14 protein-coding genes are annotated in these 14,515 nt (G+C 64.3%); 11 read left to right on the plus strand and 3 right to left on the minus strand.

Annotated elements, in window-relative coordinates; translation table 11 throughout:
* The first annotated feature begins 16 nt into the window (after positions 1-16).
* Both PO605_RS25605 and mnmH read left to right on the plus strand, forming a co-directional pair.
* Positions 17-1,135, plus strand: a complete 1,119-nt coding sequence (locus PO605_RS25605) for a serine hydrolase domain-containing protein (protein ID WP_272207062.1) — start codon at positions 17-19, stop codon at positions 1,133-1,135.
* Between the two features lie 240 nt (positions 1,136-1,375).
* Complete coding sequence (gene mnmH / locus PO605_RS25610) at positions 1,376-2,440, plus strand: tRNA 2-selenouridine(34) synthase MnmH (protein WP_272207100.1); 1,065 nt, start codon at positions 1,376-1,378, stop codon at positions 2,438-2,440.
* 27 nt (positions 2,441-2,467) lie between these two features.
* On the opposite strand, the gene PO605_RS25615 is transcribed toward mnmH, so the two are convergent.
* Positions 2,468-3,103, minus strand: a complete 636-nt coding sequence (locus PO605_RS25615) for a LysE family translocator (protein ID WP_272207063.1) — start codon at positions 3,101-3,103, stop codon at positions 2,468-2,470.
* A gap of 126 nt (positions 3,104-3,229) precedes the next feature.
* Between PO605_RS25615 and PO605_RS25620 the strand changes: the two genes are divergently transcribed.
* Both PO605_RS25620 and PO605_RS25625 read left to right on the plus strand, forming a co-directional pair.
* Positions 3,230-4,759 (plus strand): aminotransferase-like domain-containing protein, encoded by a 1,530-nt coding sequence (locus PO605_RS25620; RefSeq protein ID WP_272207064.1) that lies wholly within the window; start codon positions 3,230-3,232, stop codon positions 4,757-4,759.
* A gap of 130 nt (positions 4,760-4,889) precedes the next feature.
* A complete protein-coding gene (locus tag PO605_RS25625) occupies positions 4,890-5,669 on the plus strand; it encodes a hypothetical protein (RefSeq protein ID WP_272207065.1) in 780 nt (259 codons plus the stop codon).
* Between the two features lie 11 nt (positions 5,670-5,680).
* Here the strand turns inward: PO605_RS25625 and PO605_RS25630 are convergent, their stop codons facing one another.
* Together PO605_RS25630 and PO605_RS25635 are read right to left on the minus strand one after the other, a co-directional pair.
* On the minus strand, positions 5,681-6,016 hold the full coding sequence (locus PO605_RS25630; protein ID WP_016445980.1) for a cupin domain-containing protein: 336 nt from the start codon (positions 6,014-6,016) through the stop codon (positions 5,681-5,683).
* Between the two features lie 100 nt (positions 6,017-6,116).
* Positions 6,117-6,569: an SRPBCC family protein gene (locus tag PO605_RS25635; RefSeq protein ID WP_272207066.1), complete on the minus strand. Its 453-nt coding sequence runs from the start codon at positions 6,567-6,569 to the stop codon at positions 6,117-6,119.
* 221 nt (positions 6,570-6,790) lie between these two features.
* Between PO605_RS25635 and PO605_RS25640 the strand changes: the two genes are divergently transcribed.
* The 7 genes from PO605_RS25640 (at position 6,791) to PO605_RS25670 (ending at position 14,374) form a co-directional block, all read left to right on the plus strand.
* Entirely contained in the window at positions 6,791-7,774 is a 984-nt protein-coding gene (locus PO605_RS25640) for a Bug family tripartite tricarboxylate transporter substrate binding protein (protein ID WP_074922213.1), read from the plus strand.
* An 11-nt stretch (positions 7,775-7,785) separates the two neighbouring features.
* Complete coding sequence (locus PO605_RS25645; protein WP_272207067.1) at positions 7,786-9,081, plus strand: CaiB/BaiF CoA transferase family protein; 1,296 nt, start codon at positions 7,786-7,788, stop codon at positions 9,079-9,081.
* Positions 9,066-9,461 (plus strand): cupin domain-containing protein, encoded by a 396-nt coding sequence (locus PO605_RS25650; protein ID WP_272207068.1) that lies wholly within the window; start codon positions 9,066-9,068, stop codon positions 9,459-9,461. Before PO605_RS25645 ends, PO605_RS25650 begins: the two co-directional genes overlap by 16 nt.
* 57 nt (positions 9,462-9,518) lie before the next feature.
* On the plus strand, positions 9,519-10,682 hold the full coding sequence (locus tag PO605_RS25655) for an acyl-CoA dehydrogenase family protein (protein ID WP_012205503.1): 1,164 nt from the start codon (positions 9,519-9,521) through the stop codon (positions 10,680-10,682).
* A 181-nt stretch (positions 10,683-10,863) separates the two neighbouring features.
* The gene (locus tag PO605_RS25660; RefSeq protein WP_047471662.1) at positions 10,864-11,796 is read left to right on the plus strand and encodes a LysR substrate-binding domain-containing protein; all 933 of its coding nucleotides are present in this window, start codon (positions 10,864-10,866) and stop codon (positions 11,794-11,796) included.
* 186 nt (positions 11,797-11,982) lie between these two features.
* Entirely contained in the window at positions 11,983-12,477 is a 495-nt protein-coding gene (locus PO605_RS25665; protein ID WP_156136034.1) for a discoidin domain-containing protein, read from the plus strand.
* Positions 12,478-12,622: 145 nt separating this feature from the next.
* On the plus strand, positions 12,623-14,374 hold the full coding sequence (locus PO605_RS25670) for a hypothetical protein (protein ID WP_272207069.1): 1,752 nt from the start codon (positions 12,623-12,625) through the stop codon (positions 14,372-14,374).
* The last annotated feature ends 141 nt before the right edge of the window (positions 14,375-14,515 follow it).

Here is a 14,515-nt window from a genome sequence, read left to right on the forward strand (position 1 = left end):
AGCAAGGGAGAGGGACATGACAAACAACGGCTTTCGCACCGACAGGCGCAGGTGGCTGCAGACGGGCGCAGCCCTGGCGACGCTGGGCTGCACGGCCTGTGCCAGCGTGGGGCAGGGCGGTGCCTTTTCCACCGGCACCGGCACCGGCCTGGCCGAGGACCTGGGCGAACGCCTGGACCAGGGCGTGCAGAGCGGAGAACTGGCGAACCTGCATGCCGTCGTCGTCATGCGCCACGGCCGGCTGGCGCTGGAGTGCTACTTCGAGGGTGAGGACGAGCGTTGGGGCGAGCCGCTGGGCAAGGTGGCCTTCAACGCCGACTCCCTGCACGATGTGCGCTCGGTCAGCAAGAGCATCGTGGGCCTGCTGTACGGCATGGCCTTGGCCGAGGGCAAGGTGCCCGCGCTGGACACGCCCCTTGTCCAGGCCTTTCCCGCCTACAGCGATCTGGCGGCCGATGAGGGCCGGCGCGCCATCCTGGTCTCCCATGCCCTGGGCATGACCATGGGCCTTCAATGGGACGAGGACCTTCCGTATTCCGACCCGCGCAACAGCGAAATCGCCATGGAGCGCAGCAGCGACCGCTACCGCTACGTGCTGGAGCAGCCCATCGTCGCCCCGCCTGGCGAACGCTGGTGCTACAGCGGCGGGGCCACGGCCCTGCTGGGCCATCTGATCGCGCAGGGTAGTGGCATGCCGCTGCTGGACTATGCGCGGCACAAGCTGTTTGCTCCGCTGGGCATCGACAAGGCCGAGTGGACGCCTGGCACCAACGGCGAGGCGGCCGCCGCCTCCGGCCTGCGCCTGCGGGCGCGCGATCTGGCCCGCATCGGCCAGCTGGTGCTGCAACAGGGTGAATGGCAGGGACGGGCGCTGGTGCCACGGCATTGGATTGTGCAATCCATTCAGCCGCGCGTGGACGCCTGGCCCGGCCTGCGCTACGGCCACCACTGGTACGTGGGGCAGACCCGCGCCGGCCTGGCGTACTACATGGCCATCGGTCTGGGCGGCCAGCGGCTGGTGGTCGTGCCCCAGCATTCGCTGGTGTATGCCGTCTTCATGGGCAACTACGACAGCCCCCAGCAGGTGCAGCGCGTGGCCGCCGTGCAGGGCCTGATCGCCGCTGCCTTGCGTTGACTGCCTGGCGTTGACAGCCTTGCCCTGACAGCCGTGCGCGGGCATGTTGGGCGTGCGAGAATCCCCGCTTCCAAGGTCGGCCGCGTGCCCGGCTCGCGCAAGCAGGGCGCGAAGCGGGGCGGGCCGGTGCGTGTCGAGGCTCGATCCACTTTCCTGGTTCCGGTGCCGGCCCATGAGCCCCTGAGGCCATGGCGCCGGTTGTTTCTGCCTCCCGCATGATCGCCAGATCACCGTTTGCCCGTGTCCCACCGCCAGCCCATCCGCATCGCCGACCGCCACCAGTTCGACACCCTGATCGACGCCCGTTCGCCTGCCGAATTCGCGCAGGACCACATTCCCGGCGCCATCAACTGCCCCGTGCTCGACAACGAGGAGCGCGCCCGGATCGGCACCATCTACAAGCAGGTCAGCCCCTTCGAGGCCAAACGCCTGGGCGCGGCCATGGTCTCGGCCAATCTGGCGCGCCATCTGCAGGAAACCTTCGCCGACAAACCGGCCAACTGGAAGCCGCTGGTCTACTGCTGGCGCGGTGGCCTGCGCAGTGGTTCCATGGTCACCTGGCTGCGCCTGGTCGGCTGGGATGCCCAGCAACTGGCCAACGGCTACAAGTCCTATCGCGGCCATGTGATCGAGCTGATCGACCGCCTGGTGCCCCAACTGCGCCTGCAGGTGCTGTGCGGCGCCACCGGCAGCGCCAAGACCCGCGTGCTGCATGCCCTGGCCGAGGCCGGCGAGCAGGTGCTGGACCTGGAGGGCTATGCCAGCCACAAGGGCTCCTTGCTGGGCAACCTGCCCGGCGTGGAGCAGCCCAGCCAGAAATACTTCGAGACGCTGCTGGCCCAGCAACTGGAGAGTTTCGATCCGTCGCGCACCGTGTACGTGGAAGGCGAGAGCGCCAAGATCGGGCGCGTGTCCCTGCCGCTGGTGCTGGTCGAGCACATGCGCCAGTCGCCCGTGATTGCGCTCGATGCCACGCCCAAGGCACGCCTGGCCTACCTGCTGCGCGACTACGCCTACCTGGGCGACGATCCGCAGATGCTGGCCGACAAGCTGGGCTGGCTCAAGGAGCTGCAGGGCAAGGAGACCATCTCGCGCTGGCAGGCCTGGGCGCATGAGCGCAGCCTCTCGCCGCTTTTCTCCGAGCTCATGGCCCAGCACTACGACCCGCACTACGAGCGCTCGCAGGAGCGGCATTTCACGCAGTGGCGCACGCGCCGCAGGGTGCAGGCCGACGACCTCAGCGAGGGCGGCATCACCGCGCTGGCGCGCCAGATACTGGCGCTGGATGGGGCATCGGCCGCATGAAGCAGCCGCGCGAATCAGGCGTTTGAATCAGCCGTGTGAGTCGGCCAGCACCGGATACAGCGACAGCAGCAGCAGGGCCGCCATGCACCAGTTGAAGCGGCGCAGTGCCTGCGGCGAGCGCAGCGCGCGCCCCACGGCGCTGCCGAACAGCGTCCAGACGCTGACGCTGGGATAGTTCACGATGCCCAGCACCAGGGCGGCCAGCACCAGGTTGATGAAGAAATCCTCGCGCGGCGTGTAGGTGGCAATCACGCCGATTGCCATGATCCAGGCCTTGGGGTTGACCCACTGGAACGCCGCCGCCTGCCAGAACCCGAAGGGCCGGGCACCCGCGTTGCCGCCGTCGATGCCGCCGCTGCCCGCGATCTTCCAGGCCAGCCAGACCAGATAGGCCGCGCCCAGGTACTTGAGCGCGGTGTAGATCACCGGCAGGCGCTCGAACACCGTGCCCAGGCCCGCGCCCACCAGCAGCACCATGACCACCACGCCCACGGTGATGCCCAGCATGTGGGGCACCGTGCGGCGGTAGCCGAAGGTGGCGCCCGAGGCCGTCAACATCACATTGTTGGGGCCGGGCGTGACGGAGCTGACGAAGGAGAACATGGCCAGCGGCAGCAGGAACGAGGTGTGGGCGGTATCGAAGGGCATGGTGGCAACAGGCATGACAGGGAATCCGGCGCCCTGTCTGCGCATGCCGCAGGCCGCGGCGCCGTCAGGCCATGCTAATGGCAGTGTTCGGTACAGTAGCAGTACACTTTGCCAGAACAATTTGCCAACTGGCCTGCCCACATGACCCTGACACTTGATCCCGCAGCCACGCCGAAGCAAGCGCAGGCACAGCAGACACCGCAGACATCGAGTGCATCCTCCGCTACGGCTTTCCAGGCCGCTGCGCCCTGGCGTCCGCTGCGCTCCTCCGATCTCTCGCTGGTCGAGCAGCTCGTGGACCACTACGGCAGCCTCATCCGCCGCCATGGCCTGCGCGCGGGCTCGCGGCTGCCCTCGGTGCGCGCGCTGGCGCAGCAGGCCGGCGTCAGCCGCGATACCGTGGTCCAGGCCTACGACCGGCTGGCCGCCCAGGGCCTGGTGCATTCGCGGCGCGGCTCGGGCGTCTTCGTCAGCGCCCGGCGCGCGGCCCAGGCCGTGCCGCGCGCCAGCCAGGGCCTGCCCACGCTGGAGCAGGGCGCAGCCTTCGATACCGCCTTTCTGTTACGCAGCATGTTCCGCGAAGGCACGGAGCATTCGGGCGACGCTGGCATGCTGCCGCCGGAATGGCTGGACCAGGAGATGCTGGCCTCGGCCCTGCGCGCCGTCGGCCGCAGCACGGGCACCAGCCTGCTGACCTATGGCGTGCCCCAGGGCTATCTGCCGCTGCGCCAGCAGATCGCCTCGGTGCTGCAGGCCCAGGACGTGCCAGCCCACCCCGAGGCCCACCTGATGACCGTGGCCGGCGTCACCCAGGGCCTGGACCTCATCGTGCGCAGCCTGGTGCGCCCTGGCGATACCGTGCTGGTGGAAGACCCCGGCTGGTTTCTCATCTTCGGCCGGCTCAACGCCCTGGGGGTGAACGTGGTCGGCGTGCCCCGCCTGCCCGGCGGCCCCGACGTGGAGGCGCTGGAGCGGCTGGCCCGCCAGCACCAGCCCCGGCTTTTCATCCTGAACACGGCCGTGCACAACCCCACGGGCCAGACCCTGTCGGCCGGCGTGGCCCATGAGGTGCTGCGCATTGCCGAGCGCCACGACTTCTACCTGGCCGAGGACGACACCTACTCCGACTTCCTGCCCGGCGTGCCCGTGCGCCTGGCCGCCATGGACCGGCTGCAGCGCGTGCTCCTGGTGGGCGGCTACTCCAAGACCCTGGCCGGCAGCCTGCGCGTGGGTTATGTCGCGGCACACACCGACCTGATACGGCGGCTGACCGACCTCAAGCTGCTGGGCGGCCTGACCACGGCGCTGCCGGGCGAGCAGGTGGTGCACCGCGTGCTGGCCGACGGCCAGTACCGCAAGCATGTGGACCGCCTGCGCGAGCGCGTGGACCGCGCGCGCAACCGCTGCCTGCGCATGCTCGAAGCCCTGGACTGCCGCGCCCCGCACGAGCCGCAGGCCGGCATGTTCGCCTGGGTGGACTGCGGCGTGGACTCGGAGGTGCTGGCCCGCCATGCCGCGCCGCAGGGCCTGCTGCTGGCGCCGGGCCTGCTGTTTTCGCCCAGGCAGGCCGCGGGCAGCATGCTGCGCATTCCAGTGCCCATGGTGGAGCAGCCCCAGACCTGGAAGATCCTTGGCCACCTGCTGGCGCAGCACCGGGGCGGTGGTGGATGAGTGGACGGTGCAGCAACACTGCCTGACGGGAGGTTGACGCTGCCGGCGCCAGGGCGTGTAAGACAGGGCATCAGGCCTCGGCGCCCCGGTAGTGCGCTGCTATCGTTCCGGGATGATTATTGAGCTTGTCTTGCCAGGGGAGGCCGGCCGAAGAGCCGGGGTGAACGACAGCCAGCCCCGGCCGGGAGGTGGCGCTGCGCGCCGCCTGGCGCCCGTGCTGGCGCTGCTGCTGATGGCGGGCTGCGCCGACACGCCCGCGCCGCGCGGCAAGGTGGAGGGCGCCTCGTTCGAGCCCAGCGAAATCGTGCAGTCCGACAGCAACCGCATGGCCACGCTGGCCATGAAGGAGAACCTGGACAGCCTGATGCGCATCATGGACAAGCTCTACCTGCGTAACCCCGCCGAGTGGAAGAAAACCGCCGAAAGCCGCGAGGCCGCATCCGCCTACGTGCGCATCGCCATCACCGAGCGCCAGCCCTGGGCCGACCTGCGCGGCGCCCAGGACGTGGCCGCGCTCTCGCTGGCGCTGCAGCCCGACTTCAAGGGCGACCGCGTGGCCGCCTTCGTCCATGCGCTGGCCGACACCATCATCACGGCCCACGGCGGGCGCACCAGCTTCACCCTGGTCCATGGGCTGGACCCGCAGCTGATCTACAACGCCGCGCGCAACGTGGAAGTGGCCAACTGGATACTCAACTCACGGCGCAATGCCGCTGGCGGGCCGCTGCTGTTGTCCAACCACCTGGGCGACGACGCGCGCAACCTGAGCTTCGAGCGCGAGATGGGCAAGATCATCGGCCGGCTGGACCTGATCGCCAACTACACCACCGAGCGCTACAGGCGCTCCTTCATCGGCTACGGGCAGGGACTGGTGGCGGGACCCTTCATGCAGTTCCTGCCCGTGCGCTGAGGCGGCAGGCGTCAGGACTCGTCACACAGAACGATGGTGACCAGAGCGGAGGTGTCTTCGATGGCGCGTACCGCATGCGCCATGTTGGCCGGCAGGTGCATCAGCTGGCCGGCCTGCAGGGACTGGCGGCTTTCGCCGAGCATCACCTCCAGCTCGCCTTCCAGGCAATGCAGGCTGACGCTGCCAGGCACCTTGTGCGGCGGCAGCGACTGGCTGGCGCGCAGCACCACGCGGATGACCTCCATGTCCTGGGACTTGAACAGGGCACAGGTCCGGGCGCCCGCCAGCCGCGCACCAAACGGCAGGACATCGATGGCTTGAGCGGTCAGTGCAAAGGGGGTGGCCATGGCGGACCTCCAGGCGTTGGCGGGCAATACTGCCATTGTCCTCCGAAGCACCGCAATCCATCAACCGCAGCTGTGTGACAGCAGGGGCTTGTGCAGGGTCTCAGCCCGGCACGCTGGCCTCCACCAGCAGGGTCAGCAACTGCAGCGACTCCTGCCAGCCCAGGTGGCAGGCCTCGGCGGGAATGACGGCGGGCACGCCTTCCTGGGTCACATCCATTTCAGTGCCGCAGAACACCTCGCGCAGCGTGATGGTGGCGATCATCTCGCCAGGCAGTTGCGGGTCGTCGAAGCGGTCGGTATGGCGTACCAGCCGGCCAGGCTCCAGGTCCAGGAACTCCCCGCCGAAGCCGCTGCGCCCTCCCGTGGACAGATTGACGAAGGCCATGCGGTAGCGCCCGCCGACCCGGGCGTCGAACTCGGGCACCTCGCAGATGTAGCCGTGGGGCGGCAGCCATTTTGCAAGGGCAGCGGCCGTGGTGAAGGCCTGGTACACGCGCTGCGGCGGCGCCTTGAGGACGCGGTGCAGCCGGATGGTGTGGACGGTGTGTGACATGCGGAACTCCTTGGCGTGGTGTCGTGCAGGGCTGCCAGCCTCGCACCGATGCAGTCCTTGCGCAAGAGGCGGCACATGGAGCCTGATGCAGGATTCAATGATTCATAAATCAAATCCTTGCTTGGTTTTAAAGAATTGGACTTGAATCATTGACGCCCGCACCATGGCGGCGAGCGCTGGATACACAGCGCCGCTTTCCATAGGAAACAGGAGACAAGCAAATGAAGCATTCCCCGTTGCGCAGGGCCCTGGCCCTTGGCGCTCTCAGTGCCATGGCCGTCGTTGCAGCGCCCGCTGCGCAGGCCCAGGGCAGCTATCCCTCCAACCCCATCACCCTGGTCGTGCCGTTCGCGGCCGGCAGTGGAACCGATGCCGTGGCGCGCGTGGTGGCTACCCGGCTGGGCGAGCGGCTCAAGCAGCCCGTGATCGTGGACAACAAGGCCGGCGCCAATGCCCAGATTGCCGCCAACCATGTGGCCAAGGCCAAGCCGGACGGCTACACGCTGTTCATGACCACCAACACCTCGCACTCGGCCAACCCCTGGCTGGTCAAGGGCCTGAAGTACGACCCGGTAAAAGACTTCACGCCCGTGGCGCGCGTGGGCGAGCTGCCGTTTGCGCTGCTGGTCCACCCCTCCGTTCCTGCCAAGACCGTGCAGGAACTGATCGACTACGCCAAGGCGAATCCCGACCGCCTGTCCTACGGCACGCCCAACAGCACCTCGCTGGTGGCCTCGGAAACCTTCAAGTACGTCACGCACGCCCAGATCACCTCGGTGCCCTACAAGTCCAGCCCGCAGGCGTTGACCGACCTCATGGGCAACCAGATCCAGGTCTACGTGGCCGACCTGGGCTCGGCCTGGGGCACGATCAAGACCGACCGCGTTCGCACCCTGGCCGTCACGGCGGCCAAGGGTTCCACCCTGCTGCCCAATGTGCCGGCCATCGGAAAGACGCTGCCGGGCTTCGACATCACCTCCTGGAACGGCATCTTCGGCCCGGCCGGGATGCCTGCCGACATCACCGAGCGGCTGAACACCGAGCTGCAGGCCATCCTCAAGGACAAGGCCGTGCAGGAGCAACTGGCCCAGGTCGGCTTCGAGGTCTGGCCCACGGCCACGCCCGCCGAGTTCGCCACCTATGTGAAGGACCAGATGGCCCGCTGGGGGCAACTGGTCAAGCAGGCGGGCATCGAGGCGCAGTGAAGGAGAGCCGCATGGAACAAGCGCAGCAAGGGCAGCAAGGCCCTCTTGCAGGGGTGAAGGTGCTGGACATGACCTCGGTGGTCATGGGCCCCTTTGCCACCCAGATCCTTGCGGGCCTGGGGGCCGAGGTGATCAAGGTCGAATCGCCCGAGGGCGACAACATGCGTCACGTCGGCCCCATGCGCAACACCGCCATGGGCCACATCTTCCTGCAGGCCAACCAGGGCAAGCGCTCCGTGGTGCTGGACCTCAAGCAGGGCGCCGCGCGCGAGGCCCTGCTGCGCCTGGCCGAAGGCTGCGACGTGCTGGTCAGCAACGTGCGGCCCCAGGCCATGGCGCGCCTGGGCCTGGCCTACGAGGACGTGGCGGCGCGCAACCCGCGCATCATCCACGTGAGCTGCTGCGGCTTCGACCAGCGCGGCCCCTACGCGGCCCGGCCCGCCTATGACGACCTCATCCAGGGCGCCACCGGCGTGCCCTGGCTGGCGCAGCAATACGGCGGCGGCGAGCCGGCCTATGCCCCCATGACCCTGGGCGACCGCGTCACCGGCCTGCACGCGGTCTACGCCGTCACTGCCGCCCTCTATGCGCGCGAGAAGACCGGCAAGGGCCAGGCCGTGGTCGTGCCCATGTTCGAGGCCATGACCCAGTTCATCCTGGGCGACCACATGGCGGGCCTGTCGTTCGAGCCGCAGCTGGGCGGCCCCGGCTATGCGCGCCTGCTCACGGCCCACCGCAGGCCCTATCGCACCAGCGACGGCCACCTCTGCGTTCTCATCTACAACGACAAGCACTGGCACAGCTTCTTCAACGCCATAGGCCAGCCCGAGCGCATGGCCGAGCCCATCTTCGCCACCCACAGCCAGCGCGCGCTGCACATCGATGCCGTCTATGCCGAAGTCTCGCGGCTGATGGCAGGGCGCACCACCGCCGAATGGCGCACGCTGCTGGACGCGGCCGACGTGCCCAACATGCCCATGGCCTCGCCCGAGGACCTGATTGCCGACCCCCAGCACCAGGCCACCGGCTTCGTGCACGAGATAGACCACCCCAGCGAAGGCCGGCTGCGCACCACGGCCAGCCCCACGCGCTGGAGCGCCACGCCACCCGCAGAACGCGCCGCCCCCGCGCCGCGCCTGGGCGAACACACCCTGCAGGTGCTGCGCGACGCGGGCCTGACCGAGGCCGAGCTGGCCGCCCTGCAGGCCAGCCGCGCCTGCAGCCAGGCTGCCGCGCTGCAAGACGCCCCACCACAAACACAAGCACAAACACAAACAGAAGGAAACCGCCCATGCCCCGCTATCTGATCCGTGAACAAGACGTGCCCGGCTACAGCCCCGCCAACCACCACGGCACCGTCAACCGGCGCCTGGTCAGTGCCGCCAACGTGGGCGCGCGCCACATGGAGCTGGTGCTGGGCACGCTGGAGCAGGGCGGCGGCGCGCTGCCCCATGCCCACCCCGGCATGGAGCAGGCCTGCTACCTGCTGGCCGGAACGGCCGAAGTGGAAATCGACACCCCGGACGGCAAGGAACGCTTTGCCATGCAGCCCGGCGAAACCTGCTTCTTCCCCGAGGACTGCATGCACATCTTCCGCGTGACCAGCGCCGAGCCCGTGCGCCTGCTGGTCTTCTACAGCCCGCCGTACGGCGAGAACCCCGAGCGCGTGCGCCGACCGGCCGCCTGAGCGCCGTCACCCCACAGACACAACAAGCGAACAGCTACAAGCAACGGAGAACACACCATGGACTTTCTGTGGAACGAAGAACAGGAACAGATACGCGACGCCGTCGAGCGCGCCTGCGCACCCTTCGATGCCGACTACTGGCTGCGCAAGGACCATGAAGGCGGCTTCCCGCACGACTTCCACAAGGCCCTGGCCGACGCGGGCTGGCTGGGCATTGCCATGCCCGAAGAGTTTGGCGGCGCGGGCCTGGGCATCAGCGAAGCGGCGCTCATGATGCACACCATCTCGGCCACGGGCGCAGGCCTGTCGGGCGCCTCGGCCGTGCACATGAACATCTTCGGCCTGCACCCCGTCGTCGTCTTCGGCACGGACGAGCAAAAGCGCCGCTGGCTGCCCCCGCTGATCGCGGGCACGGACAAGGCCTGCTTCGGCGTCACCGAGCCCAATGCGGGCCTCAACACCCTCAAGCTGCAGACCCGCGCCGTGCGCGATGGCGACGTCTACGTGGTCCATGGCCAGAAAGTCTTCATCTCCACTGCCCAGGTCGCCAACAAGATCCTGCTGCTGGTACGCACTAAGCCCGTGGAAGAGTGCAAGGGCACGGAAGGGCTGAGCCTGTTCTACACCGACCTGGACCGCGAACGCATCGAGGTGCGCGAGATCGACAAGCTGGGCCGCAAATGCGTGGACACCAACCAGCTGTTCATCGACGGCCTGCGCATCCCCGCCGAGGACCGCATCGGCGAAGAGGGCAAGGGCTTTTCGTACATCCTGCACGGCCTCAACCCCGAGCGCATCCTCATCGCCGCCGAGGCCGTGGGCCTGGGCCGCGCCGCCCTGGCGCGCGCCACCCAGTACGCCAAGGAGCGCGTGGTCTTCGACCGCCCCATCGGCCAGAACCAGGGCATACAGCACCCGCTGGCCCAGGCCTGGATGGGGCTTGAGGCGGCCCACCTCATGGTGCAAAAGGCCGCCTTCCTCTACGACAGGGGCCTGCCCTGCGGCGCCGAGGCCAACGCCGCCAAGTACCTGGCAGCCGAAGCCTGCGCCAAGGCCTGCGAAACCGCCATCTTCACGCACGGCGGCATGGGCTACGCCAAGGAATACCACGTGGAGCGCTACATGCGCGAATCCTGGATCCCGCGCCTGGCGCCCGTCAGTCCGCAACTCATCATGTGCTTCATCGCCGAAAAGGTATTGGGCTTGCCTAAATCGTATTGACCCCCTGAGTCGCTTCGCGCCTTCCCCGTTGCACGGCGCCCCTTCTCGCTGCGCGGAGGGGGACGACATCCTCGGTGCGGGGCGGCCCTTCCTCGGTGTCTCAAAGTTGAGGTGCGCGGGTTTTGTGGCTGCGAACCATCTGAAGTCCCATGATTTATCAATCTGTATTTCAGAGGTAGCCATGGTGCAAGATGCCATCTCGCTTGCTCCCCATCCGCCGCCTCTCATGAAGACCCATCTGCTGCGCTATTTCGTCGCCCTGGCCGAGGAACGTCACTTCGGCCGCGCGGCCCAGCGGCTGTGCATCACCCAGCCGCCGCTGAGCATGGCGCTCAAGACCCTGGAGCAGGACCTGGGCGCCAGCCTCATGGACCGCGACGCCAAGAACGTGCGCCTCACCCCTGCGGGCGAGGCCTTTCTGGTCGAGGCACGCATAGTGCTCGCCCAGCTGCAGCATGCGGCCGACGTGGTGCGCGGCGTGGCCGAGGGCATGCAGGGCCGGCTGGACGTGGGCATCACCGGCTCAATGATCTACCGCCAGGTGCCCGACTTCTGCCGCGCCTTCCGCGCAGAACGCCCCCTGGTCGAAGTCTGCCTGCATGAAATGTCCACGCGCGAGCAACTGCAGGCCATTGCCAGCGGCCAGATCGACTGCGGCTTTCTCAACATAGCCAACCCGCCAGACGGCCTGCAGACCCTGTCGATCGGCGAGGAACCCTTTGTCTGCTGCCTGCCCGCCACGCATGTGCTGGCGCAGCAGCCCGACATCGACCTGCGCGAACTGGCCCGCGACACCTTCGTCATGTTCGCCCGCGAAGTGGCCCCGGCCAACTACGACAACGTCATCGCCTGCCTGCAGCAGGCCGGCATCCACCCCCACACACGCCACGCCGCGCGCCAGTGGCTCACCGTCATGGCCCTGGTCTCGGCAGAGCAGGGCGTGGCCCTGGTGCCCAGCTGCATGCAGCGCGTGGGCATGAACGGCGTGGTGTTCGTGCCCCTGCGCGGTCCGCAGCAGGCCATGACCCCGGCCGTGATGGCCTGGCGGGCGGACCGGCCTGCGGCGGTGCTGCAGGCTTTCATTGAACGTGTGCGTCGGCTGGCGTTGAGTTGAGAGATCCGGCTGTCTTTGGTTCAGACGGCGCTCTTTTTGAGGGTCTGACGAAAATTTGCTGTGCTTGCAGCGATGGTTTTCAGGCACATGGCTGATTAAAAACAGGAATCGTCTGATTGTCGTTTCCATTCCCGTGGCATAGCATTGTATTGCGCAAATTCGCGCAATACTGAAGGAGATGCCATCATGAGATATTCTTTCATCAGATATGTTCTTTGTGGTTTGCTTTTTGCAATTGCTTGGCCAACCAGTGCGGAATTAATTTCAGAGGAAAAAACGGTATCTGCGAACAGCTACGGGACCAAAATTCCAGTTGGTGTCTTTGGTGCTTCAGGGAACTATGGGGATTCGCTCAAAGCAATTGATGGGAATTCGAGTACCTACTGGAATTCAAATGGATTTCCGACGCAATGGATTGCTCTGGATCTTGGGTGGGAAAGAAATTTCTCTCTTATTCGCCTGTTGACCACGCAAAGTCCAGCAGGAGATACAAATCACAGGATATGGGGTAGAACCAATGGAGGGAGAATGATTTTCCTCGGTGCAATCACAAGTTATACAAGTGGAGGTATTTGGCTGGAATTTAAAAATCGCCGACCAGACCCGGTGCGACTTGTCTACGTTGAAACAATATCATCACCATCCTGGGTGGCATGGGCTGATATTGAAGTCTATCAATAAGCATCGAAGCCTGAAAAGCCTGGGATTACAGAATTTCTCTCGCATTGATATTTTGCAGGGAGGAATCATGGCTTTTTTGCTATTGCGATTGTGATCATTCGGTCAAAAATACCCACGATGAAAAAAACATGTTCAATGGATCTGTGTGGTCTCTGCTTACCTGTTTTGTGATGATACTATTTTCCACATCTTGATGCCATATCGGAAGAAGAAGCCCAGGGGTAGTGATATCTCTGCATCTGAGTATGCAGCAATTGCATGCATTGGAATCTCCTTTGCTGCAGGTCTCGCGCTCTATGGCGGAAAGATTGAATTTCCCAGGGCGCTATACATATCCGCATGGGTTGTGGTTTTCTTATTTTTGGTGCTTGCTGTTGCTCGTGTTGTTTTAAGAGTGCTGGATAACGCAAACCCGCCTTTGCTTCTATTTACCGCGCCGTTGGTATGGGGTATTTATTTCTTTGCGCTGAAGCCGACAAGTACAGGATTCATCAGGCATGATGAAATATATAGCTGGGGTATGTGGGGTGTACAGCATTTTCTGGGGATATCCTACGACACCTACTACACTCAGGCGCCTTATCCCCAGCTTTTTGCGTATGAACTGGGTTCTGTATTCCTGGCCCAAGGCAATCATGTCTCGCATTTTGCCGCGAAGCTCGTGTGTGGCATACCAGCGCTGGTCATTGTCATTGCATTTTTCGACCTTGTAGCCAGGAGTTCCAGCCAGTTCATCAATTGGCTGACACTGGTGCTTGCTGTGGGCACCTTGGTGAGTTTTGGAAACCTGCTGTTTTGGGCCTATGCCGACCCTTTGGCGACAGCATTGATTCTATTGAGTTTCAATCTTTTGCTGCAGTATTCCGTGAGGCCTGCAAAGTTGCGTCCCTTGATGCTTTCGCTGTTCTGCGGTTTTTTGGCCTCTCTTACCAAACAACCCGGATTGTTCTGGTGCCTTGTCACGCTTCCGGCATTGATAGCCCATGGCGTGTGGCGTTGGAAATGGCGGCCTGCGGCACTGGCGGCGTGCATTGTGGTGATGCTGTTTGCAGCCATCTGGCCCTTCTTTGTCGCTCCGGAATTCACAGGAAATCAAGGGGTGCTTGATATCGTGGAGAAAAATGGAGGCTTGATATCATCAGCTCTGATGTCCCTGGAAAAGTACATTATCGATACCCCGGAAATAGGCGTACTTCTCATTGGGACCATGCTGATTTCCTTGCTGTCCGCCAAGGGAAGGGTGCTATGGATTCTTTGTGTATTGCCATTTCTAGTGATTTGGTTCACCGTGGGTGCTTATGAACAGCGCCACGGGATTCACGTGCTGCTTGTGTCCACGGCTATCGCAAATCATCTGTTGATCAACCGGTATCCATCTGTTGATACTCTTTCGAGTGAGGGAAAAATCTTCAATTTCGATAAAAAATATCCAATTTATTTCATCTGTACTGCAGTGTCTGCAGCGCTGTTGGCTTCATCGGTATACCTTGCATATCATCGGAACTATTCGAAACTTGAAGATGGAAATAAAGCAATCTTCATATCTCAATTCGGAAAGAAATCAATTGAAATATATCGAGATATCATAGAAAATCAGCGTAAGATTTTCCTTGTCAGCAACTATCAATATGGCATGTTCTTCAACAGAACCATTATTGGCCGTCCAGAGCTGCACAAGGCTCCGCTGACAACCAAGGATTTCCTGGACGAACTTGTTCAATTCAAGCCCGACTACATTTTTAATGCGGGTGAATGGACGTACGGTCCTTACTCGTCGCACTTGCGGGCGCTGATTGAGTTGTGTCCTGCTGCCTTCTTTCTGAAAAAGAAAAATGACTTCCCGCCTTACTCTGCAATCTATAGGGTAGACAGTCAGGTGCTGGGTGCTGGGTGCTGAGTGTCCTTCCCGCGTCGGCAGTGTCCCTCTCTAGTCGGCTATCGACTTGCTTATGTACTGGCTATGTTGGCAGAGGAGCACGGCTCGCGCTGCGAGACAGGCGCCCGGAATCCGCCGGTCACCACGGCCCCAGCCACACGA

This window comes from Delftia sp. DT-2 (genome assembly GCF_028401915.1).
In the GTDB taxonomy this organism is placed as follows: domain Bacteria; phylum Pseudomonadota; class Gammaproteobacteria; order Burkholderiales; family Burkholderiaceae_C; genus Comamonas; species Comamonas tsuruhatensis.